At 65.6% G+C, this 20252-nt stretch carries 22 protein-coding genes and 1 pseudogene; 9 read left to right on the top strand and 14 right to left on the bottom strand.

What is annotated here, in order from left to right; all coding sequences use genetic code 11:
- Positions 1-36: 36 nt before the first annotated feature.
- The 6 genes from C487_RS08020 to C487_RS08045 form a co-directional block, all read right to left on the bottom strand.
- Positions 37-267, bottom strand: a complete 231-nt coding sequence (locus tag C487_RS08020; RefSeq protein WP_006185220.1) for an Lrp/AsnC ligand binding domain-containing protein — start codon at positions 265-267, stop codon at positions 37-39.
- A gap of 55 nt (positions 268-322) precedes the next feature.
- Positions 323-1012 carry a hypothetical protein gene (locus tag C487_RS08025; RefSeq protein ID WP_006185221.1) on the bottom strand — a complete coding sequence of 230 codons (690 nt, stop codon included), beginning with the start codon at positions 1010-1012 and terminating at the stop codon, positions 323-325.
- 171 nt (positions 1013-1183) lie between these two features.
- Positions 1184-2323, bottom strand: a complete 1140-nt coding sequence (locus C487_RS08030) for a DUF7345 domain-containing protein (protein ID WP_006185222.1) — start codon at positions 2321-2323, stop codon at positions 1184-1186.
- Between the two features lie 209 nt (positions 2324-2532).
- On the bottom strand, positions 2533-2883 hold the full coding sequence (locus C487_RS08035; protein WP_006185223.1) for a hypothetical protein: 351 nt from the start codon (positions 2881-2883) through the stop codon (positions 2533-2535).
- Positions 2884-3160: 277 nt separating this feature from the next.
- Positions 3161-3535 carry a hypothetical protein gene (locus tag C487_RS08040; protein WP_006185224.1) on the bottom strand — a complete coding sequence of 125 codons (375 nt, stop codon included), beginning with the start codon at positions 3533-3535 and terminating at the stop codon, positions 3161-3163.
- A 21-nt stretch (positions 3536-3556) separates the two neighbouring features.
- Positions 3557-4090 (bottom strand): hypothetical protein, encoded by a 534-nt coding sequence (locus tag C487_RS08045; RefSeq protein ID WP_006185225.1) that lies wholly within the window; start codon positions 4088-4090, stop codon positions 3557-3559.
- A gap of 335 nt (positions 4091-4425) precedes the next feature.
- Between C487_RS08045 and C487_RS08050 the strand changes: the two genes are divergently transcribed.
- Complete coding sequence (locus C487_RS08050; RefSeq protein ID WP_006185226.1) at positions 4426-4701, top strand: winged helix-turn-helix domain-containing protein; 276 nt, start codon at positions 4426-4428, stop codon at positions 4699-4701.
- 5 nt (positions 4702-4706) lie between these two features.
- Positions 4707-5003: a hypothetical protein gene (locus tag C487_RS08055; RefSeq protein WP_049908021.1), complete on the top strand. Its 297-nt coding sequence runs from the start codon at positions 4707-4709 to the stop codon at positions 5001-5003.
- A 13-nt stretch (positions 5004-5016) separates the two neighbouring features.
- Here C487_RS08055 and C487_RS08060 read toward each other — a convergent pair whose 3' ends face one another.
- The 4 genes from C487_RS08060 to C487_RS08075 all read right to left on the bottom strand — a co-directional run bounded on the left by C487_RS08060 (position 5017) and on the right by C487_RS08075 (position 7636).
- Positions 5017-5277, bottom strand: a complete 261-nt coding sequence (locus tag C487_RS08060) for a DUF2061 domain-containing protein (protein WP_049908026.1) — start codon at positions 5275-5277, stop codon at positions 5017-5019.
- Positions 5274-5573: a hypothetical protein gene (locus tag C487_RS08065; RefSeq protein ID WP_006185229.1), complete on the bottom strand. Its 300-nt coding sequence runs from the start codon at positions 5571-5573 to the stop codon at positions 5274-5276. The genes C487_RS08060 and C487_RS08065 overlap by 4 nt, the downstream gene beginning before the upstream one ends.
- 82 nt (positions 5574-5655) lie before the next feature.
- Positions 5656-7185: a molybdopterin-dependent oxidoreductase gene (locus tag C487_RS08070; RefSeq protein ID WP_006185230.1), complete on the bottom strand. Its 1530-nt coding sequence runs from the start codon at positions 7183-7185 to the stop codon at positions 5656-5658.
- Positions 7186-7225: 40 nt separating this feature from the next.
- Positions 7226-7636: a hypothetical protein gene (locus tag C487_RS08075; RefSeq protein ID WP_006185231.1), complete on the bottom strand. Its 411-nt coding sequence runs from the start codon at positions 7634-7636 to the stop codon at positions 7226-7228.
- Positions 7637-7891: 255 nt separating this feature from the next.
- Between C487_RS08075 and C487_RS08080 the strand changes: the two genes are divergently transcribed.
- Together C487_RS08080 and C487_RS08085 are read left to right on the top strand one after the other, a co-directional pair.
- Positions 7892-8485, top strand: a complete 594-nt coding sequence (locus tag C487_RS08080) for a DJ-1/PfpI family protein (protein ID WP_006185232.1) — start codon at positions 7892-7894, stop codon at positions 8483-8485.
- A gap of 56 nt (positions 8486-8541) precedes the next feature.
- On the top strand, positions 8542-9198 hold the full coding sequence (locus tag C487_RS08085) for an HAD family hydrolase (RefSeq protein ID WP_006185233.1): 657 nt from the start codon (positions 8542-8544) through the stop codon (positions 9196-9198).
- 56 nt (positions 9199-9254) lie between these two features.
- On the opposite strand, the gene C487_RS08090 is transcribed toward C487_RS08085, so the two are convergent.
- The 3 genes from C487_RS08090 to C487_RS08100 all read right to left on the bottom strand — a co-directional run bounded on the left by C487_RS08090 (position 9255) and on the right by C487_RS08100 (position 12889).
- Positions 9255-11621, bottom strand: coding sequence for a DEAD/DEAH box helicase (locus C487_RS08090; RefSeq protein ID WP_006185234.1), 2367 nt, complete (start codon positions 11619-11621; stop codon positions 9255-9257).
- A 50-nt stretch (positions 11622-11671) separates the two neighbouring features.
- Positions 11672-12262 (bottom strand): hypothetical protein, encoded by a 591-nt coding sequence (locus C487_RS08095; protein ID WP_006185235.1) that lies wholly within the window; start codon positions 12260-12262, stop codon positions 11672-11674.
- Between the two features lie 111 nt (positions 12263-12373).
- Positions 12374-12889, bottom strand: coding sequence for a PH domain-containing protein (locus C487_RS08100; protein ID WP_006185236.1), 516 nt, complete (start codon positions 12887-12889; stop codon positions 12374-12376).
- 150 nt (positions 12890-13039) lie between these two features.
- On the opposite strand from C487_RS08100, the gene lipA reads away from it, so the two are divergent.
- The 4 genes from lipA (at position 13040) to C487_RS08120 (ending at position 18007) form a co-directional block, all read left to right on the top strand.
- Positions 13040-14008, top strand: coding sequence for a lipoyl synthase (gene lipA, locus C487_RS08105; RefSeq protein WP_006185237.1), 969 nt, complete (start codon positions 13040-13042; stop codon positions 14006-14008).
- 253 nt (positions 14009-14261) lie between these two features.
- The gene (gene pdhA / locus C487_RS08110; RefSeq protein WP_006185238.1) at positions 14262-15368 is read left to right on the top strand and encodes a pyruvate dehydrogenase (acetyl-transferring) E1 component subunit alpha; all 1107 of its coding nucleotides are present in this window, start codon (positions 14262-14264) and stop codon (positions 15366-15368) included.
- A gap of 4 nt (positions 15369-15372) precedes the next feature.
- Entirely contained in the window at positions 15373-16362 is a 990-nt protein-coding gene (locus tag C487_RS08115) for an alpha-ketoacid dehydrogenase subunit beta (RefSeq protein WP_049908022.1), read from the top strand.
- Between the two features lies 1 nt (position 16363).
- A complete protein-coding gene (locus tag C487_RS08120) occupies positions 16364-18007 on the top strand; it encodes a 2-oxo acid dehydrogenase subunit E2 (RefSeq protein ID WP_006185240.1) in 1644 nt (547 codons plus the stop codon).
- 61 nt (positions 18008-18068) lie between these two features.
- Here the strand turns inward: C487_RS08120 and C487_RS08125 are convergent, their stop codons facing one another.
- Positions 18069-19310, bottom strand: a complete 1242-nt coding sequence (locus tag C487_RS08125; protein WP_006185241.1) for a hypothetical protein — start codon at positions 19308-19310, stop codon at positions 18069-18071.
- A 729-nt stretch (positions 19311-20039) separates the two neighbouring features.
- Here C487_RS08125 and C487_RS19450 point away from each other — a divergent pair.
- A pseudogene (locus C487_RS19450) lies at positions 20040-20252 on the top strand (IS66 family transposase); the annotation flags it as partial.

The following is a 20252-nucleotide window of genomic DNA, read 5'->3' on the forward strand; positions in this document are numbered from 1 at the left end:
CGGCGCGCTCCGCTCCGAGCGGGATGGTCGCTGCGATCAGTCGAGACAGACGTACGTTCGCATCGCCCCGATGTCCTCGAGCGGTCGGACGACGGTCGTCATCGTCTCGAGCAAGTCGCGCTGGTCGTCGCCCGTCAACTCGACTAGGACATCGAAATCACCCGTGATGACGTGAGCCTCGACGACGCCATCGGCGTCGCGTAGGCGGTGACACACCTCGCCGGCGGTGCCGGTCGCGACATCGATCGCTATGAACGCGCGGGTCATTCCGTCGACCTACGGCACCGAGGATCAAAAACGGACGTGGCGTGGCCGCTATCGCTCAGTTCCCGTTCGTCTCGTTGTCGGTACGCGGAGGTCGGTCGTCTCGGGGTTCGGCGGGACCGGCCTCCGGACGCTCGGAATCGTGTGCGGTCCCGGCCGAGCCGCCGACATCGTCGCCGGCAATCGAGCGGGCGACCGCCGCGGTTTCGTGTCCGCCGAGATCGCCGGCTCGTTCCCGGAGCGTTCGAATCGCCTCCTCGTCGAGACCGTGTGACGCGAGCGCTTCGGGGGGTAACTCGGCTGCGGCGGTCTCAGCCGTTGCGGCCCGCCGCTCGAGGCTCCGCAGCTCGGCGACGACCGTCGCGACGGCGGCGCGATAGCGTCCCTCGCTGATCGCGCCGGTTTCGCGGGACTCGTTGAGGTCCGCAAGCTCGTCTTCGAGGGCCGTCATGCGGGCGTCGGTCTCGTTGACGCCCGCGGCGATGACGGCGGCTTTCGTCCGGTTCGACTCGGCGTTTGCGATGCTGGTCTCGAATGCTCGCTCCGAGATGTCGCCCTCGAGTGCGGCGTTCTGGACGCCGACGGCGGCGGCGAATCGCTCGCCCGGTCTGATCGACTCGGTGCCCGCGTCGGCGTCGGGTTCCGCTTGTGGTTCGCCGCTCGAGACGACGCTCGCCGCGGCGAGCGGGACTGCGACGGTCGCAACGACGAGGAGCGCTGCCAGCGTGATCGACGTGGTTCGATTCATTGGTGAGTGATCGGGTCGTTTGCCGAAGGTGACGGGAGACGGTGACTTGGGTTCATCGACGGTTGCCCCCATTCAACGCCGTTTTCGATCCGTTGCCGTCGGTCGATTTCGTCGATTTGGCCGGCTCCGATTCCGCCGGCGCGGTCGAGCCGCCGGACGGTCGATGCTGAGTCATGTGTTCCCCTCACTGCTGCCCTCCGACTGCTCGTCGTCGGTCTCGGGAAGCGAAAGGACGTTCTCGCGACCAAGACGGAACGACTCGAGTCGCCCGTCCTCCCGGAGACCGCTGACGACCTTGCTGGTCTTCGCGTCGGTCCAGCCGAGTTCCTCGACGACCGCCTGTTGTTTCATCCGGCCGCTCCGTTCCGCTATGAGTCGGCGGACCTGCTCTTCGTTGCTGAGAAGGTCCGTATCGGGCGCGTCGGCCGTGCCCGTACTCGTCGACCCGTCGTCCGTCGCCGCCGTCGGTGCGGTCCCCGAACCGCCGGTCGGGACGGGTTCGGAATCGGAATCCGACTCGTGGCCGCCGCCTCCGCCGGTCGTCCCCGCCGTCGCCGACCCGCGAGTCCGGTACCACCACGCGCCGGCGACGGCCAACCCACCGAGAATGACTGCAGCGGTCGCCATCGCGGCCGTGCTCGGGCCGGCTCCCCCGTCGGTGACGACGATCTGTGGCTCCCCGGAGACGAAGTCGGTCCCGCCGCCGCGCCAGATCACGGCCCGGTCGCGCTCGTCGTCCGGCTCGGGCGTGACCGATGTCCGCTCGTAGCCCTTCGGCCATGTAAGCAGGAGCCGCGTCCCGTCGTCGAGGTAGAGCCCCTCGACCGCGTCGCCCGCGCGGAGGTCGTCGCCCTCGACGGCCGCGAATCCCTCCCAACGGAAGGTGTACCGGACGACGCCGTACTCGCGTGCGAGCGACTGCCGCGCGGTCGTCACGTCGAACCCGTCGGCGGTCATCTCGCGGCCCGTCGCGGTACTCGCCGTCGCGACCGTCTCGTTCATCCGATCGGCAAACGACTGGGTGTGGTTTTCGGGATCGTTTCGAATCTCTTCTTGCAGGGATTCGAACGCCGTCGTGCTCTCCTCGTCGTCGAGCCGAACCCAGAACTCGAGGGTCCACTCGCCGGTCCCGTTCGGCCGGAGCGCGACGTCCATTCGGACCTCGTCCGCGTCGATCCGGTCTTGCTGGACTGCGAACGGGCTCGACTGGCGCTGCCCGGCGCTCGTGGCTCCGGTGACGGCGACGACGGGCCCCGTTGCGACGAGAAGGACCGCGACGACCACGGCCATCGCGTCGGCGCGAACGTTCATACGAGTCGGTACTTGCCACCTCTGTTAAAACATGCGGAAGTCCTAGAACCGGCCCGAATGGCACGTTTCCGACACGTAAACGCCGCTCCTCTCCTGAAATAGTCATCTATCCGCCACTACCGCCGGCGGCCGTTCCGGGCGTCTCACCACTGCCGATGAGGGGCCGACCCGCCCCGCCGACTGCCTCGACGATACGACCGACGACTCGGTTACGTGCCGGGAACCCCGAACGCGCCGACGCCGAGACGGAACACGACGTTGAGTACGAAGAGGATACCGAGGGCGGCGAACCAGGCGATAACGCCGATCGCCGCGGCCGTCCCCCAGCCGCCGGGATATCGCCAGTTGATCACCCAGACCCAGGCGATCAGCGCGAGTATCGGGCCGAGCAGCGGTATCCACGAGGTCAGCGCCCACGCGACTGCGCCGAGGAGTGCCGTCACGACCGCGTGCGAATAGTCGTCGACACCGACGATGAGCCGCGCGCTGGCGAAGATCGCCAGTCCGCCGATGAGCAGTGCAACCAGGAAGGCAACGAACGGTCCGATGACGGAGACCATGGAACCTGCTTCTACGGCTGGCCAATTATAATGATGCCGTCCGCTATCGCCGGTCCGAGACCGACACGAACGGTACCGCTCGAGCCCCGTACCCGCAATCGAGGTCCCTGTCGGCGCGGCGCTGATCGGAACCAACGACAGCAACTGGCCGTCCGGAACCGCCAGTGGGGGTGGGTGCGGGTGTGAACGTGGTGGCGGAAGTGCGTCAGCTGGGAACTGGACGGCGGCCCGGCAGTTCGACTGCGGTAGTCGAAGCGAACGCCAGCCGGGACGCGGTTCAGGCACCCGGCACGCCGAGCGCCGAGACCGAGCCGATCCCGATCAGTTCGAGGGCCGCGAGGACGACCACTGCGGCCGCCCACGTTGCGACGCCGACGCCGGCGGCCCGGAGCCAGCCGACCCGATACCGTCGCTTGACGATGGCGACCCAGGTGACGAGCGCCACCGCGCCGCCGATCAGCGGTATCGGCTCGAGGAGGGCCCAGGCCAGCGCACCGAGCAACGCGGTCACCACCGCGTGGGCGTAGTCCCGCCCGTCGGCGAGGACGTGCGTGCCGGCGTGGAGGGCGACGCCGCCGACAAGCAGGCTGACGGCGACCGTCAGCACCCGATCTTCCAGGCCGAGCGACGCTGGTGGTGTGACCGGTGGCATAGATATGGGGTCCCCGACGGGTTACTCGTCGCTCTCGGTCGACTCGATTCGGTCGTCGTCGGACCGTTCGCTCTCGGTGTCGGGCTGCCCGGCGTCGTCGGACTGTTCGTCTCCGTCGACGTTCGCGTCGTCCGTTTCGGTCCCGTCGTCAGCGTCGCCGTCGTCGGCAGCGCTATCAGCAGCCTCGCTGTTCTTGGTTGCGGTCTCGTCGTCGGCCGGCGTCACGCTGCTGATCGCATCGCCGAGCGAGCCGTCGAGGCCACCACTCAGGAACGTCGAAACCCGGTCGTGGATCGCTGAGACGTGATCGGGCACCTGCTCGGGGAGGTCACCGCTCGGCCCCTGTCCGGTGCTGGCATCCGCACCGCTGTCGGCCGCCGCTCCGTTCTCACGGTGCTCCGCGTTGCCGTTCGCGCGGTCGTTCGCTTGCTGGTCCGCCGCGTCCTCCGCACTCGAGTCCACGGAAACGGGCGCGTTTCCGGGTGCTGCAGCGGCGAAACCGGTCGCCGCGATCAGTACTGCGCAGGTGACTGCGATGAGCGTCGTTCGTTTCATACTGCATCCGATTCTCGGTGGATCGATCGACTTGAAGGGGGGTCGCCGTGAACCGGATTTTCGAGCGTTTGACGCCATTTGAAACACGTTTCCGTCGGTTTGTGGCCCGTTCAACGCCGATCGAGCGGGGTTACCACGACGATAGTGAGTGACTCGGTGATGGGGTGACCGATACCAGTGCACCGAGACGGCGACGGAGTCGCGCGCGCTCGACGGCGAGGCGTCGCTCACCGACTCGAGCGCTCTCGCGGCTCGCCGCCCGGTCGCGTCCCGCCGTAGAACGGTTGCCAATCCACACCCTTTTTACACGCTCACGAGAATCACAGAAGGAATCGATGGAAAAAGCGTTGTGGTACCTCATCGCCGGCACACGTGGCGGCGAAAACCGGGCACGAATCATCCGTGCACTCGAGGTCAAACCCCGCAACGCGAACCAGCTGGCCGAGGAACTCGAGGTGGATTATAACACCGTACGGCATCACCTCGAGCTGCTCGAAGACCACGATGTCGTCGAACGCGGCGGGCAGACCTACGGCGAGCTGTACTTCCTCACCGACCGGTTCGACCGTCATTGGGACGAGTTCGAATCGATCACGGAGCACTTGGAGTGATACCGATGGCAATGTCAACGGAGATTACGGCGGCGGCGATCCTCTCGGGCGGGAATATCGTCTTGCTCGCGGCGCTCACCTACGTCTGGGTGCAGAACTACCGGCGGTTCAAAACACCGCTCGTCGCCGGATTGCTCGCCTTCAGCGTCGTACTGGCGCTCGAGAACGCGGTGGCGATCTACTTCTTCTTTAGTTCGGGGATGTTCTATGCCTCCGATTCGATCGTCCAGCAGGTCGTCGCCCTGTTGCGGGCCCTCCAGTTCATCGCGCTGGTGTTTCTCGCCTCCGTGACGCTGCGGTGAGTCGGACGCGGGTTCAGAGCGCGTTCCACAGTCGTTCGTAGCCGTAGTAGGTCGCCGTCTTGACGACTGTCGTCGCAACGCCGAGATCGATCGCCGTCCCCGGATCGCCGGTTACGGCCAGCGCGATCACCAGCGTCGTACAGAGCATGAGGACGCGGTAACACAGCGCTTTGCAGAGCGCTCTGGCTCTGCCCCCGCGCTCGAGAAGGGGGCGCGACCGATCGGCGACCCCCGACAGCCCGGACTCGACACGGGGCGAACCGGCGTCGGTCATCGCAGCGTCGCCCACGCCAGAAAGCAGAGGGCGACCAGCTGGAGTCCTCGCAGTCCGGTCGCCACGAGGATTGCGCCGGTGGCGTCGGCGTACAGCATGCCCATACTGAGATGGAAGGCGACGGCGGCGACGTTCTCGCCGGCCAGCAGGACTGCGAAACAGCACAGCGCGAGTACCTGCCTGTTCCGGAACGTCCGATAGTTGTAGAGCCAGACGGCCGACAGTGCCCCGAGCAGAACGAGGTTCAGCACGGAAAACACGACTGCGAGCGCGAGCAGCGATGCCGCGTTCGTCATCGCGCTGCTCCCGATTGCCGTGCCGTTGGCAGTCGTGGCCCTTCTCGTGCCCGCCGAATTCGTCGTCGTGTCGGAGCATGGCTCATGACTCGATCGTGCGGGATACCCAGCCGGTGGCTCCATCGGGTTTCGCTCCCGATGGTTCCTCGGTCTGGACCGCCCCGGTTCCATCGATCGTTCGCACGACGACTTCGTGGCTATCGGCCGTCGGCTCGAAGCTGTGCCGCCACTGCCGCCAGACGTCTCGTGGCTCGCCTTCGAGCGGCGGTGAGAGTTCGGCCTCGACCCAGGTGTCACCGCCATCGGTCGAGACCTCGACGGTTTCGACGCCCTCAAGACCGGCGTAGGCGTGGCCACCGACGGTGATCGTCCCGTCGTCGCCGCGATCGACCGACCAGAGCTTGGCGACGGTCTCGACCTCGCCGGTACCGTCCCAGCCGCGTTCGTCCCAGTAACCGGCCTGCCGGTTCTCGGTGAGTTCGATTTCGCTGATCCACTTGACGTTCACCTCGCCCCAGTTGCCGGGGACGAGCAGGCGAACGGGATGGCCGTGCTCCCGCGGTAACACGCGCCCGTTCATACCGTAGACGACGTACGATCGCTCGATGGCCTCGCGGGTGACCGTGTTCCAGTAGCCGTCGACGGCGTGGATCACGGCGTACGCGGCATCCTCGTCGGCGCCAGCCGCTGCCAGCAGATCGGTGACCGGGATACCCGTCCAGACGGCCGTATCCATCTCCCGGTCGTTGAGGTCCTCGCCGACACACCGCAGCGTGCTGTAGAACCGGTCGGCGTCGCGGTCCCGGAGTTCGTCATACTCGAGTTCGACTTCCGAACTGACAGCCCCGGTGACCGACAGCGACCAGTCCGCTCGGTCGACGATCGGATCGATCGTATTGATATCGACCGTGTAGAAGTCACCGATCTCGCTGATCAGCCCCGGTGCGTTCGGGAGATCGAACGCGTCGCCGTTCGCTTGGGTCAGCAGCGCCCGCTCGGCGACCGGCGGGCGAGTGCCACCGTCGAGGTACGGGACGCTCGAGTCGGGCGTCCGTCGCCGGCCGGCGACGTAGGCGAGGCCGGACAGCGAGAGGGTACCGAAACCGGCCTGCAGCGTCGCTCGCTTGGAGCGATCGACGGTGCGGTCCCGACGGACGCTCAGTGGGTCCCGTGCTGCGGCGACCTCAACGATGCCGACGACCGCGGCGGCCGGGAAGCCGGCTGCGATGGCGGCGATCGGCGCACCGGTCGTCCAAGCCGCGAGCAGCCAGACGAGGCCGCCAGCAAGCGGGACTGCGAGGTACTGGATGTCGGCGACGGCCCCGAACTGGAGCGCGCCGAAGATCACACCGGTCAGGACGGCGATGACGAGAGCCAGCGCCAGCAGAAAGCTCGCGGGTTCAGCGAACGAGCCGAGGGTATCGAGGACGGCGTTGACGATCGCGGCGGGCATCGTTTCGACGACGAACGTAGCCGCGGGTTCGCCGATAAAGGCCGGCGTCAGTCCGGCGTAGGCGAACGAACCGGCGACCGCGGCCACGGCGGCGATCATCGCTGTGAGGGCGCGCCAGGTCACGTGGGCGTTCGTGAGTCGGGACAGGTGGGGAGTCATGGGTGTGTGATTAGTTCCGTGATAGTCGTGAGTCGGCCGATCAGTTCTTGCGGCGCATCGCGACGATTCCCAGGAGTCCCGCCACGACGAGAACGCCAGCGACCGCCATCGCGGGGGTTCCGAGCGCGTCGTTGCTACCGCTGTCGTCCATCTCGCTTTCCGCGTCGGAGTCGGCGCTATCACCGTCGTTCATGTTGTCTTCGCCGTTCATGTCGTCGCCATCCATGCTCTCGTTCTCACCCATACTGTCATCCTCGCCCATGGAGTCGTCCATGCCACCGCCGTCGTTCGTGTCGCTCTCGTTCATCCCGTCGTCGGTCATTCCGTCGTCCTGTAGCGCCGCGTCGGTCGCGGGACCGCCGGTCGCGCCGACGGCCGCCGCCGCGCCGACGCTCGTCGCGAGCAGCGCAATTAGACACAGTACGCCGATGCGTGTCGGTGTTCGAACCATTGCGTCTCAACTGACTCGAGGCACCCTCAAGGGTATTTTTCGAACTCCGACGCAACTCCGTTCGAAGTCGGTTAGAACTCCGTTCGGGTCCCACCCGACTCCCTACGAACTGCGTTGGAACTCCGTTCAAAATTCGCCGTGCCGTCGCGCGGTTTCCGTCGTCGCCGTGGCGCGGCGTCCGGTCGACGGCGACGGCTCGTGGACACGGGCTATGTTAGACGCAACGGATTTGCCCACCGATCGCGACTATTCTCCATGACCGAGACGACTATCGATATCGTCCTGTTCGATGGCTTCGACGAACTCGACGCGATCGGGCCCTACGAGGTGTTCGAAAACGGAGCGCAGGCCGGCGCGTCCCTCGAGACGCGACTGGTAACGCTTTCGGAGACCGATCTCGTGACGGCGAGCCACGGCTTGCGCGTCGAGCCCGACGGGACGCTCGGGAACCCGGATATCCTGCTCGTTCCCGGCGGCGGCTGGACCACCGAGGGTGGGGTCCGGGCTGTCGTCGACGACGGGGCCGTCCCCGCGGCCGTCGGCGAGCGATTCGCGGCCGGGTCGACGATCGCATCGGTCTGTACCGGTGCGATGGTACTGGCTGAAGCGGCCGTACTGGCGGGCCGACCCGCGACGACCCACGCCGTCGCAATGGGCGACCTCGAGGCGTCCGCCGCGACCGTTCACGACGCGCGCGTGGTGGACGACGGCGACGTGCTCACCGCCGGCGGCGTGACCGCGGGGATCGATCTGGCGCTGTGGCTGCTCGAGCGCGAGTTCGACGCGACGATTGCTGCGGCGGTCGAGACGGAGATGGAACACGACCGGCGCGGCGAGGTCGTCCGCTGACAGCCGCCCCGTGCCGACAAAACGGCTATACGGCCCGATCGAATAGCTGGCCGTACATGACTGCTGTCTTGTTCGATATGGACGGTGTGCTGGTCGACAGCGAGGACTACTGGGTCGAGTTCCAGCGCGAGGAGATTCTCCCGGCCACCGTCCCCGACGAAGCCGTCGCCGTCGCCGAAACGAGCGGGATGAACTTCCGTGAGATCTACGACTACCTCGACGACGAGTACGGCGCGGCCATCTCCAGAGCGGCGTTCGTCCAGCGGTTCACCGAGGCCGCCGAGGAGATCTATACCGAGCGTGCCGCCCTGCTCGACGGCCTCCACGATCTCCTCGCCGAACTCGACGACCGCGGCGTTCCGACCGCGCTCGTCTCCTCGTCGCCCCACGATTGGATCGGCATGGTCACGGAGCGCTTCGATCTCGAGACCGCGTTCGACCACGTGATCAGCGCCGACGACATCGACGCGGCGAGCAAGCCCGCGCCCGACATCTTCGAGTACGCCGCCGCCGAGATAGGCGTCCCGGCCGCGGACTGCGTCGTCGTCGAAGATTCCGAGAACGGGATCGAGGCGGCCGCTCGAGCGGGAACGGTCGTGATCGCGTATCGGATCGACGCTCACGGCGACATCGATCGGTCGCCCGCCGACGAGGTCGTGGCCTCGCCGGCGGCGCTTCGGGAGTGTACGCTGACCGTGGCGGAGCGACTGTAGCGGTCTTCCAGCCGTTCCGCGAGGATTCGTGGTGCTCGGTCACGGCTGCTCGGGGCTCACTCGACCGAGACCGTTCGTGTCTCGGCGTGGGGGACCAGCGGGACCTCGGGGAACGCCACGCTGACGGTGAACTCGAGTTCGTCGGCATCGGCACCGAAGACGCCGACCGGGACGCGCTCCTCGTCGCGCAGGTAGGTGCTCGTGCTCGTCATCTCGACGCCGTTGACCGTGACTCGAATGCCGGCGCGGCCGGGTTCGCCGACGTTTCGGACCGTCACTTCACGGACGTCGTTTTCGCCGGTCGCGACGGTTTCGGGGAACTGTCCCCACTCGATCTCGAGCGCGGGCAGCGACTGGGCTCCCTCGTAGACGCGTTCGGCGATGCCTTCGGAGAGGCCGGCATCGACGAGTTCCTCGACGCCCGCGTCGACGACATCGCCAGGGGTCGACAGTCCTTCCGTCGCGAGTTTGCTCGCGCGACCCGACGCGACGCCGTCGATGGCGGTCAGGCCGACCGCGTCCTCGGCGACGCCGTTCTCGATGCGGGCCTCGATCCGGCGTGCGAGGTTCGCGGCGTGTGGTCCGACGAACCGATCGAGGAAGGCTCCGAGCGCCGAGACCAGTCGCGTCGCGTTGCGGCGGATGACCCACGCGTCACTGCGGAGTTCCGACGGCGTCGTTCCGCTCGCCGCACTGCGGAGGATCGCGAGCACCTTCCGCTGGCCGGCTTCGAGGTCGTCGGTGTCCTCGCCGACGAGGACCGCGCTGATCGCGTCGCGTTCGTCCTGCCGGGCCGAGACCGAATCGAACTCGGCGGCGGTCGCGACCGCCTCGAGAACGTCGCCGGTCGTCAACTCGTCGCCCCCGTCGGCATCGCCGCCGACGCGGTCACACAGCGCCGCGAAGCGGGCCGCCGTATCGAGTCGGAGGTAGTACTTCGAGGTCAACACGCCCCGCGGCGTGGCCTCGATCGAGAGTTCCTCGCCGGTCTCGACGAATCCGCGTTCGACCAGCCCCTCGAGACAGTCCCGGACCCGCTGTCGCAGGTTCGGGAAGTCGTAGTCGTCGGGTCTGGACTGGCCGCGGACGTAGTAAAAGGTCGTCTCGAGCCAGTCCATGACGTCTTCGAGATCGGTGATCGTCCCCATCGCGATTTCGGCGTTGAGATGGGTCTCGAGGCTCTCCGCGAGTCGCGATTCGATCTCCTTGCCGTCGCGGAGCAGTCGCCGGTACTTGTCGGCCTCGGCCGAATCCGAGATCACCCAGCCGTAGCCGATGTCGTCGTACCCCGGACGGCCGGCGCGGCCGAGCATCTGGAGCACGTCCAGGGGACTCATATCGACTTCGCCCTCGAGCGGGTCGTGGTGTTTCGTGTCCCGGATCACCACACAGCGGGCGGGCAGGTTGACGCCCCAGGCGAGCGTCGAGGTCGAAAAGAGTAGTTCGATGTGGCCCTCCTTGAACCACTCCTCGACGAGGTCGCGGTCGTTCTTCGAGAGCCCCGCGTGGTGGAAGGCGACGCCGTCGAGCACCGATTTACGGAGCGTGGCGTCGTCGAGGTCCTTCGAGTCGGTATGGAAATCGTAGTCGCCGCGAGCGCCCATCGGGATGTCGCGCTCCGCGATCTCGTCTCGAGCCTTCTTGGCGGCCTGGACGGTATCCTGCCGCGAGGAGACGAAGACCAGCGCCTGTCCGTCCTCCCGGAGGTGTGGCTCCGCGAGGTCCAGCGCCCGGTAGAGACGACGGTACTTGTCCGCAAAGGAGTTGTCGCCGTGGGTGTAGGTCTTGACGCCGGCGTTGAGTTCGACCGGCCGGTACTCCTCGCCGAACTCGAAGGTCGTCTCCTCGGGCGCATCGAGCCAGGCCGCCACGTCGTCGATGTTCGGCATCGTCGCCGAGAGCGCGACGATCCGGGGCTCACAGAGCCGACGCAGGCGGGAAATGGTCACCTCGAGCACCGACCCCCGTCGATCGGCGTCGAGCAGATGGACTTCGTCGATCACGCAGACATCGATGTCGGTGACGAAGTCGTACCGTTGCGAATCGTGTTTGCGGGTCGCCGAGTCGAGTTTCTCGGGGGTCATCACGAGGATGTCCGCGCGTCGCGCGCGACGGGGGTTGAGATCGCGCTCGCCGGTGACGACGTAGACCGAGTAGTCCAGGTCTTCGAACCGGTCCCAGTCGTCTTCCTTCTCGTTGGTCAGCGCTCGCATCGGGGCGATAAACAGCGCCGTGCCGCCGTCGGCGAGCGCCTTACAGATCGCCAGTTCCGCGAGCGCCGTCTTCCCCGAGGCCGTGGGCGCGCTCGCGACCACGTTCTCCTCGGACTCGAGCAGTGCGGGCAGTGCCTCGCGTTGCATCCGGTTGAACTCCTCGAAGGCAAACGCGTCGGCGAACTCGGGGAGAACCTCGGCGACCTCCATCACACGGAAACGGGGGGTGCCGGGTCAAAGGCGTTTCCTTCGAGTCGTCGCTACTGTGCGTTGACGACGGCGGCGATCGCAGCGCCCGTGGTGGCGAAGACGAGCGGATACAACACGCCGCCGAGCACGATCGCGGGGACGAGTGCCGGCGCGATCGAACTGGTGGCCTCGATACCGAAGACGGACGCTTCCGCGGTGGATTCGGCGACGATCGCCCCGAGGCCGATGACCGCTGCGTAGCCGATCGTGACCGGCGCACCGGCGATGACGGCATCGCCGAGGTCGGTAACGGACCACCGCACGGCCAGCAACGCGCCGACCGCGAGCAACACGAGCGGCGGAACGACGTACAGGAGGTCGGCACCCGATTCGGCGATGAGATCGAGGACTTGCGTGCCGCTGAACGAGCCGACCTGACTACTGGCCTCGATGTCGACCATGTGGGCCTCGTAGAAGTACCACGCGACGCCCTTCCACTGGGCGACGTCCTCACCGAAGAGTTCGCGGACGTCACTCCCGACTAACAGGTACGTCACGAGATAGCCGATCGCGGCCGCGAAGACACCGAGCCCCGCACTCGCCGCGACGCTCGAGCCGCGCGAGATCGGTTCCCCGTCGGACGGTGTCGGTTTTGGAGACATTGTATACTCGCAGGAAGTCAGTTGGTCTAATGGGTCTTGTGGTCCCCCACATGTGGCCGCTCCCGGACCGGATCAGCGGGTGGCGTGAGTCGACGCTCCCGCCCGTCCCCGTTAGACGGCCGACCCGTCGGTCGTGACGGTCTCGAGTTGGTCACTGAGTCGGCTGCTGGCCCGGTCGGGCTTGGGGACGCGTTCGAAGACGAGTTCCGGATCTCCCGAGCCGGCGGTGTAGACGGTTAGATCGCCGTAGCCTAGCAGGCGACCGAGTCCGGACTGGCGCAGGCTGATGTTCTGGACGCGCTCGAGGCGAAACTGGGTGACGTCCCGCGAGACGATTCCCCGCTTTGTGTAGAGTTCGGCGGAGGTGATGACGTAGCGGGTGTTCGTCCAGACGAGATAGCGGGCGAACGCGAGTACCGTACCGGTGACCGTCACGAGGACGCCGATGATCGTCAAGAGGCCGACGCCGTCGGCCCCGCTCCAGCCGATGACGAGGAAGCCGGCGAGCGCGAGCGCGACCCCGACCGGCAGCGTCGACCCCATCGCGACCGGGTGTGGACGGCTCTCCCAGACGATATCCTCGTCGTCGCTGATGTGGAACCAGTCGGGTGTCGAGCCGAAGGCCATCGGGCCCGCCTATTCCACACCCGTCCGTAAAGCTATCGGGGAACGGAGCGATTAATCGCGGTACGATCGAACGCGTTGATCGGCGAAATCGCGAACGCCGCGGCTTCGGCGACCACCACGGTTTTTCACTGCCCGACCCCATGATGGGGTATGAGTCGCGCGCGCAAGCCCGACTGGCTGAAAAGTCGGCCACCGTCGGGGCAGGAGTTCGCCGGCATCCGAGAGACGCTGCGGGAGCACGACCTCCACACCGTCTGTGAGGAGGCCAACTGTCCGAACCTGGGCGAGTGCTGGTCGGGCCGATCGGGACCCGACGGAGACGACAGCCGCGGCGGCACGGCTACCTTCATGTTGATGGGTGATCGCTGCTCTCGAGCCTGCAACTTCTGTGACGTCCAGACGGGCGGCATGGAGGCGCTCGACCCCGACGAACCGGAAAACGTCGCCGATGCCGTCGCCGAAATCGGCCTCGACTACGTCGTCCTCACGAGCGTCGACCGCGACGACCTCCCGGATCAGGGCGCGGGCCACTTCGCCGAGACGATCCGCGAGATCAAAGCCCGTCATCCCGGCATCCTCGTCGAGGTCCTGATTCCGGACTTTCAGGGCGAGCCGGAACTCGTCCGGAAGATCATCGACGCCGAACCCGACGTGATCGCCCACAACGTCGAGACCGTCGAGCGCCTGCAGTTCCCGGTCCGAGACCGGCGTGCGGGCTACGAGCAGTCCCTGTCGGTGCTCGAGCAGGTCGAGCGGGAAAGCGACATTTACACCAAGACCTCGGTCATGCTCGGTCACGGCGAGTACGATCACGAGGTCTACCAGACCTTGGCGGACCTGCGCGAGCGCGGCGTCGACATCGTTACCCTGGGCCAGTATCTGCGCCCCTCGCGGGATCACCTCGAGGTCCGGCGCTACGACCATCCGGACAAGTACGAGACGTGGCGTCGCGTCGCCGAGGAGGAGTTAGGCTTCCTGTACTGTGCCAGCGGTCCGATGGTGCGGTCGTCGTACAAGGCCGGCGAACTGTTCGTCGATGCCGTTTTGCGGGAGGGCAAGAGCGTCGCAGCGGCGAGAGCCGATGCGCGCCGAACGGAGCCCCGACAGACCGAGTCCTGAGCGGCCGGCCCGCGTGATCGCCGAGTCGCGCGTGCGACCGAACTGTGGGTTCGTCCAGTCCCAGCCGGTAACTGAGTGTGGGATTGGACGAATAAAAACAAATAGGCTGTTCGGCTCATCCCTGTCCATACTTGTCCGCCGTCGTACGATGGTTTTCGAGCGGATGGCAAGAATATCACTGATAGTAAACTATTTGGGAAACTCCTTTACCCTGAGCGATACTCACACTGAGTATGTACAGGTGGGTCTTCCCGTGAGTACGTTACAGCGCGATCCGCAGGAACGAGTACAGATCCTTGACGACGCCGGCCGCGTCCGAGAGGGTGCCGAGGTACCCGACCTCTCCGAGGACCAACTCGTCGAGATGTACGAACAGATGCGACTCGTCCGTCGCTTCGACGAACGAGCCGTCAGCCTCCAGCGACAGGGGCGGATGGGGACGTATCCGCCACTATCGGGGCAGGAAGGCGCACAGATCGGCAGTGCCCATGCCCTGGCCGACGACGATTGGGTCTTCCCCAGTTACCGCGAACACGGTGTCGGGCTGGTCCGGGGGCTGTCCTTGGAGCGCACCTTGCTCTACTGGATGGGCCACGAGCAAGGCAACTACATCCCCGAGGACGTCAACATGTTTTCGGTCGCCGTTCCTATCGCGACCCAGATTCCGCACGCGACCGGCGCGGCCTGGGCCTCGAAACTGCGAGACGAAGAGAAGGCGTTCATCTGTTACTTCGGCGACGGAGCTACCTCGGAAGGGGACTTCCACGAGGGCCTGAACTTCGCCGGCGTCTTCGACACGCCGAACGTCTTCTTCTGTAATAACAACCAGTGGGCGATCTCGGTCCCCCGCGAGCGCCAGACGGCCAGCGCCACGCTGGCCCAGAAGGCCACCGCCTACGGCTTCGAGGGCGTGCAGGTCGACGGCATGGACCCGCTCGCTGTGTACAAGGTCACCAAGGAAGCCGTCGAGAAGGCCAAAAACCCCGGCGCGGACGAACTGCGGCCGACGCTGATCGAGGCGGTCCAGTACCGATTCGGGGCACACACCACGGCCGACGACCCGTCGGTCTACCGCACCGACGAGGAGGTCGAACGGTGGAAGCAGAAGGACCCCATCCCGCGTCTCGAGACGTATCTCCGATCGACCGGCATCCTCGACGACGAGCGAGTCGACACGATCGAGTCGCGGATCGAGGAGGCAGTCGCCGACGCCATCGACGCCGCGGAGTCGGTCGAACGGCCCGACCCCGAGGAGATCTTCGCGCACGTGTACGAGGGGATGCCTCGACGGCTACAACGACAACTCGAGTACTTCGAGTCGGTTCGCGAGAAGCACGGCGACGACGTGCTCTTGGAGTGATATCATGGCAGCAGAATCAGAGAACCTTACGCTGGTACAGGCGGTACGGGACGGATTACACACCGAAATGGAACGTGACGACGATGTCGTCGTCATGGGGGAGGACGTCGGCAAGAACGGCGGCGTCTTCCGCGCGACCGAGGGGCTCCACGACGAGTTCGGGGACAACCGGGTCGTCGACACACCGCTTGCGGAGTCGGGGATCATCGGGACGGCCATTGGGATGGCCGCCTACGGGATGCGACCGGTTCCCGAGATCCAGTTTCTGGGATTCATCTACCCCGGCTTCGACCAGATCGTTTCGCACGCGGCGCGCCTGCGGACGCGCTCGCGCGGGCAGTACACGTGTCCGATGGTCATCCGTGCCCCCTACGGCGGCGGGATTCGCGCGCCGGAACACCACTCCGAGTCGAGCGAAGCGATGTTCGCCCACCAGCCCGGGCTCAAGGTCGTCATCCCGTCGACTCCATACGACACCAAGGGGCTGTTGACCAGCGCGATCCGCAGTCCGGATCCGGTGGTCTTCCTCGAGCCGAAACTCATCTACCGGGCATTCCGCGAAGAGGTGCCGACGGAATCGTACGAGGTCCCGATCGGCGAAGCGGCCGTCCGTCGCGAGGGGACCGATATCTCGGTCTACACCTGGGGCGCGATGACCCGGCCGACGCTCGAGGCCGCCGAGAGCCTCGCCGACGAGGGGATCGACGCCGAGGTCGTCGACCTCCGAACGGTGTCGCCCCTCGACGAGGAGACGATCGTGGAGTCCTTCGAGAAGACCGGTCGCGCGGCGGTCGTCCACGAAGCCCCGAAGACGGGCGGACTGGGGGCGGAAATCGCCGCAACCCTGCAGGAGGAGGCGCTCCTGTATCAGGAAGCGCCGGTCGAGCGCATCACGGGCTTTGACACGCCGTTCCCGCTGTACGCGCTCGAGGACTACTACCTGCCCGAACCGGCGCGCATCGAAGACGGCATTCGAGACGCGGTGGAGTTCTAACATGGTCAGGGAGTTCGAATTACCGGACGTCGGCGAAGGAGTTGCGGAGGGCGAACTGGTCTCGTGGCTGGTCGCGGAAGGCGACGCGGTCTCGGAGGACAAACCGGTTGCGGAGGTCGAGACTGACAAAGCGCTCGTGGAGGTCCCCGCACCGGTCGACGGCACCGTCCGCGAGTTACACGTCGAGGAGGGTGACATCGTCCCGGTCGGGACGGTGATCATCTCGTTCGACGTCGAGGGCGAGGACTCGAGTCCGACGGAAGCGGGCGGCGACGCCACGAGCGAGGACGACGTGGCCGAAGCGCCCACTGAACCGGACCGAGCGGAGACGGGCGACCCCGGCGCGACCGGGGCCGACACCGAGTCGGTCGCACCGCCCGACGATCGTGTCTTCGCGCCCCCGCGCGTTCGCCGTATGGCTCGTGAGCAGGGGATCGTCCTCTCGACGATCCAGGGGAGCGGCCCCGGCGGACGGATCACTGCGGCCGACGTGCAGGCAGCAACGGGCGGCGGAGCCGTCGACGACCCGGCGCAGGATCAGTCACGGACGCCCGCATCGGCGTCCGGCGGGGCGACATCCGGACCGGCTGACTCGAGCGACGCGAGTGCAAGTGCCGATACCGCCGCGGGAGCGTCCACGGACCGGGCGACCGCGGCCTCGAGCCCCCAGCACTCGGAGACGCCGGCACGGACCGAGTCGGCGGACCGCGACACGACCCTCGCCGCACCCGCGACCCGTCGGCTCGCCGCGGAGGAGGACGTCGACATCGACGCCGTTCCGGCGACGGAGGAGCGCGACGGCGAGGCGTTCGTCACCCCCGAAGCGGTCCGGGAGTACGCCGACCGCCAGCGCCGGGCGCAGGAAGCCGACGCCGAGGCGGTCGCCGCCGGCGAGCCGGTCGGAACGACGGGTGCCGGCTTTGCCGAGGGCGAACGCGAACGCCGCGAGTCGTTCCGGGGCGTCCGCAAACGGATCGCCGATGCGATGGTCGAGTCGAAGTACAGCGCCCCGCACGTCACCCACCACGACGAGGTTGACGTCACCGAACTCGTCGCGGCCCGGTCGGATCTCAAACCGCGCGCCGAGGAGCGCGGGATTCGGCTGACCTATATGCCGTTCATCATGAAAGCCGTCATCGCGGCGCTAAAAGAACACCCCGAGATGAACGCGGTCATCGACGAGGAAAACGAGGAGATCGTCTACCGCGATTATTACAACATCGGGGTCGCGACCGCGACCGACGTCGGGCTGATGGTGCCGGTCGTCGACGACGCCGACCGGAAGGGGCTTCTCCAACTCTCCTCGGAGATGAACGAACTCGTCCAAAAAGCCCGTGATCGAACGATCGGGCCCGACGAACTTCGCGGGTCGACGTTTACGATCACCAACATCGGCGGTATCGGCGGCGAGTACGCCACGCCGATTCTCAACTATCCCGAAGCGGGAATCCTCGCAGTCGGCGAGATCAAGCGCAAGCCCCGCGTCGTCACCGACGAGACCGGGGCCGAATCGATCGAACCCCGTTCGGTGATGACCCTGTCGCTGTCGTTCGACCACCGCCTCATCGACGGTGCCGTCGGCGCACAGTTCACGAACACGGTCATGGAATACCTCGAGAACCCGAGCCTCCTCCTGCTCGAGTAACGCGAGGACCACGCGCCCGACGGTCCCTTCGCGGGGACCGTGAGGGTCTCGCCGATCGACGCTATTCGTCCGGGACGATCTCGACGAGTACTTCGAGCGAGTCCGCCGCCTCACACACCCGGTCTTGAGCTTCGGCCAACTCGAGGACGGAGTCGTCGGCTTCGAGAGCCGCCTGGAGTTCGGAGACGGACTCGAGGTACCGCTCGAGGCTTCCTTCGGTCGTCGCACCCTCGAGATCGTCGCCGAGTGCGATGAGATGCTCGAGGACCTGTTGCAAGTGGTGCCGGTAGGCCTCCTCGTTTTCACAGATGCGCTCGCCGTCAGCACGCGAGATCGCCGCGATCTCGCGGGCGAGTCGTCCCCCTTCGCTCGTCTGTTGTTCGATCCGACCGGCCAACGCGTCGAAGAACCGCGCCCGGTCCTTGAGCGTCTTGCGCATGATATACCGGGTCAGCGCCGTCTGGTCCCGCTTGAGCCCGCCCAGTTCCGTCTCGAGGGCGTCGAGTCGATCGGTGATTGCCCCGATATCGTCCGGGATATCGGGTGGTTCCCGTTCGATCGGCGTCCGGTGTGGATTATCGGTGTCCGTAATGTGATCGATGATCGCCTCGAAGAGCAACTCGTGATCGTAGACGAACTCCCGCGGGGCCGAATCGTCCACTTCCGTCCAGACGCCGTCGGGCGTCCGTTCGAAGGAGCCGAGGAACACCGCCGTGTCCGCGTCGGACGGGATCGACGACCGATGCTCGTCGTGATACCGTTGCAGAAGCCGTTCCCGTACCGTCTCCGCGTCCGTATCCGTTTCGACGGACGGAACGTCGACGTCGCGGAACCGACTCCCATCATCGGTCGCCTCTTGATACGCGAGCTCGAAGACCTCGACGATACGGTTCGATGTCGATTCCGCGTCGACGGCATCGTCCGTGTTCGGGACGGGAACGGTTTCCATCGAGACTTCGTCGTACTGAATCGAGAGCGAAATCTCCTCCGACGACGGACGAGGCAGCGATTTCGTCGTCACCTGCTCGACGACGATCGGCCGACCGCGTCCGTCCAGTGCTAACCCCGGTTCGATCGTCACCTCGAGCCCGTCGTCGGTTTCATTGATTGTTCGTACCGCGAGTCCGTGGACGATCCCGCTGCCGACCACGAACCTGGCGAGCGTATGCAGTCGCTCGGCGTGGTACTCTTGGTCCGATTCCATATCGCGGGGCGTCATCAGCTTTCCGCTGAAGAACCGATTCTTCCGGAACTGCGATAGACCGCCCCTCTCCCCGTCGCTGTGGTCCGGATCCTGGGCCATGGCGTAGTGAGTGTTGTTTATTGCGCCGGTATTCCATTTAATTATGTCTATTTAGCGAGGTCGGGTACCGAGTGAGCGTCGGTGAGACTGCGATCGGCTGCTAATCGTGGCCCGAATTCGGCTCGTTTTCATCATGCGGAATTACACTATTTCGACGTTATGAAGGGCATAAAACCCGGCAATTTAGATTTCTATATGACAGTACCAATCTAGAAAATCGAATAATATTTTGCGTCGTCTCCGATCACGGAGTTATCCGATGGATAAGTTTTATACTATCTGATTGTAAATACAGGACTGCTACCCGGGCAACTGGAGGAGCGAAATAAATGCCAGAATACCTATCACCAGGCGTATACGTCGAAGAGGTCGACAGCGGAACCAAATCCGTCGAAGGAGTCAGCACTAGCACTGCCGGCTTCCTCGGTGAAACGGAACGGGGTCCCGTCGAACCGAAGCTCGTAACGAGTTTTTCCGAATTCGTATGTGTTTAGCCCGAGCTGATTTCGGTACTGTCTCGTAGGAAGCGTTCAACGGACGCGACATGAACAGGCAGCAGACATCGGATNGTATGTGTTTAGCCCGAGCTGATTTCGGTACTGTCTCGTAGGAAGCGTTCAACGGACGCGACATGAACAGGCAGCAGACATCGGATACGACTCTCAGGGATGGGCTCCGCAGCGGAGCCCATCCCGTTGCCTCTGCTGTCATAACTGGTTGGTGGAGTCTGTGAACGCAGACGATTTCACCAAAGAAGAGCTATTTTCTCGGTTGCTTCAGCTTGAGCAGCGGGTCGAAGAACTTGAGCAAGAAAACAAGCGGAAGGACAAGAAGATCGATCAGTTGCAAGAGCAACTTGACCAGAAGGACGAGCGGATAGAAGAACTCGAAACACGTCTTCGCAAATACGAAAATCCGCATACACCGCCCAGTAAGCGACGG

The organism is Natrinema pallidum DSM 3751, from assembly GCF_000337615.1.
In the GTDB taxonomy this organism is placed as follows: domain Archaea; phylum Halobacteriota; class Halobacteria; order Halobacteriales; family Natrialbaceae; genus Natrinema; species Natrinema pallidum.

Bases quoted from the DNA above. Each gene is read 5' to 3' on its own strand.
- C487_RS08020 (WP_006185220.1), bottom strand. From the start codon at position 267: ATGACCCGCGCGTTCATAGCGATCGATGTCGCGACCGGCACCGCCGGC.
- C487_RS08025 (WP_006185221.1), bottom strand. From the start codon at position 1,012: ATGAATCGAACCACGTCGATCACGCTGGCAGCGCTCCTCGTCGTTGCG.
- C487_RS08030 (WP_006185222.1), bottom strand. From the start codon at position 2,323: ATGAACGTTCGCGCCGACGCGATGGCCGTGGTCGTCGCGGTCCTTCTC.
- C487_RS08035 (WP_006185223.1), bottom strand. From the start codon at position 2,883: ATGGTCTCCGTCATCGGACCGTTCGTTGCCTTCCTGGTTGCACTGCTC.
- C487_RS08040 (WP_006185224.1), bottom strand. From the start codon at position 3,535: ATGCCACCGGTCACACCACCAGCGTCGCTCGGCCTGGAAGATCGGGTG.
- C487_RS08045 (WP_006185225.1), bottom strand. From the start codon at position 4,090: ATGAAACGAACGACGCTCATCGCAGTCACCTGCGCAGTACTGATCGCG.
- C487_RS08050 (WP_006185226.1), top strand. From the start codon at position 4,426: ATGGAAAAAGCGTTGTGGTACCTCATCGCCGGCACACGTGGCGGCGAA.
- C487_RS08055 (WP_049908021.1), top strand. From the start codon at position 4,707: ATGGCAATGTCAACGGAGATTACGGCGGCGGCGATCCTCTCGGGCGGG.
- C487_RS08060 (WP_049908026.1), bottom strand. From the start codon at position 5,277: ATGACCGACGCCGGTTCGCCCCGTGTCGAGTCCGGGCTGTCGGGGGTC.
- C487_RS08065 (WP_006185229.1), bottom strand. From the start codon at position 5,573: ATGACGAACGCGGCATCGCTGCTCGCGCTCGCAGTCGTGTTTTCCGTG.
- C487_RS08070 (WP_006185230.1), bottom strand. From the start codon at position 7,185: ATGACTCCCCACCTGTCCCGACTCACGAACGCCCACGTGACCTGGCGC.
- C487_RS08075 (WP_006185231.1), bottom strand. From the start codon at position 7,636: ATGGTTCGAACACCGACACGCATCGGCGTACTGTGTCTAATTGCGCTG.
- C487_RS08080 (WP_006185232.1), top strand. From the start codon at position 7,892: ATGACCGAGACGACTATCGATATCGTCCTGTTCGATGGCTTCGACGAA.
- C487_RS08085 (WP_006185233.1), top strand. From the start codon at position 8,542: ATGACTGCTGTCTTGTTCGATATGGACGGTGTGCTGGTCGACAGCGAG.
- C487_RS08090 (WP_006185234.1), bottom strand. From the start codon at position 11,621: ATGGAGGTCGCCGAGGTTCTCCCCGAGTTCGCCGACGCGTTTGCCTTC.
- C487_RS08095 (WP_006185235.1), bottom strand. From the start codon at position 12,262: ATGTCTCCAAAACCGACACCGTCCGACGGGGAACCGATCTCGCGCGGC.
- C487_RS08100 (WP_006185236.1), bottom strand. From the start codon at position 12,889: ATGGCCTTCGGCTCGACACCCGACTGGTTCCACATCAGCGACGACGAG.
- lipA (WP_006185237.1), top strand. From the start codon at position 13,040: ATGAGTCGCGCGCGCAAGCCCGACTGGCTGAAAAGTCGGCCACCGTCG.
- C487_RS08115 (WP_049908022.1), top strand. From the start codon at position 15,373: ATGGCAGCAGAATCAGAGAACCTTACGCTGGTACAGGCGGTACGGGAC.
- C487_RS08120 (WP_006185240.1), top strand. From the start codon at position 16,364: ATGGTCAGGGAGTTCGAATTACCGGACGTCGGCGAAGGAGTTGCGGAG.
- C487_RS08125 (WP_006185241.1), bottom strand. From the start codon at position 19,310: ATGGCCCAGGATCCGGACCACAGCGACGGGGAGAGGGGCGGTCTATCG.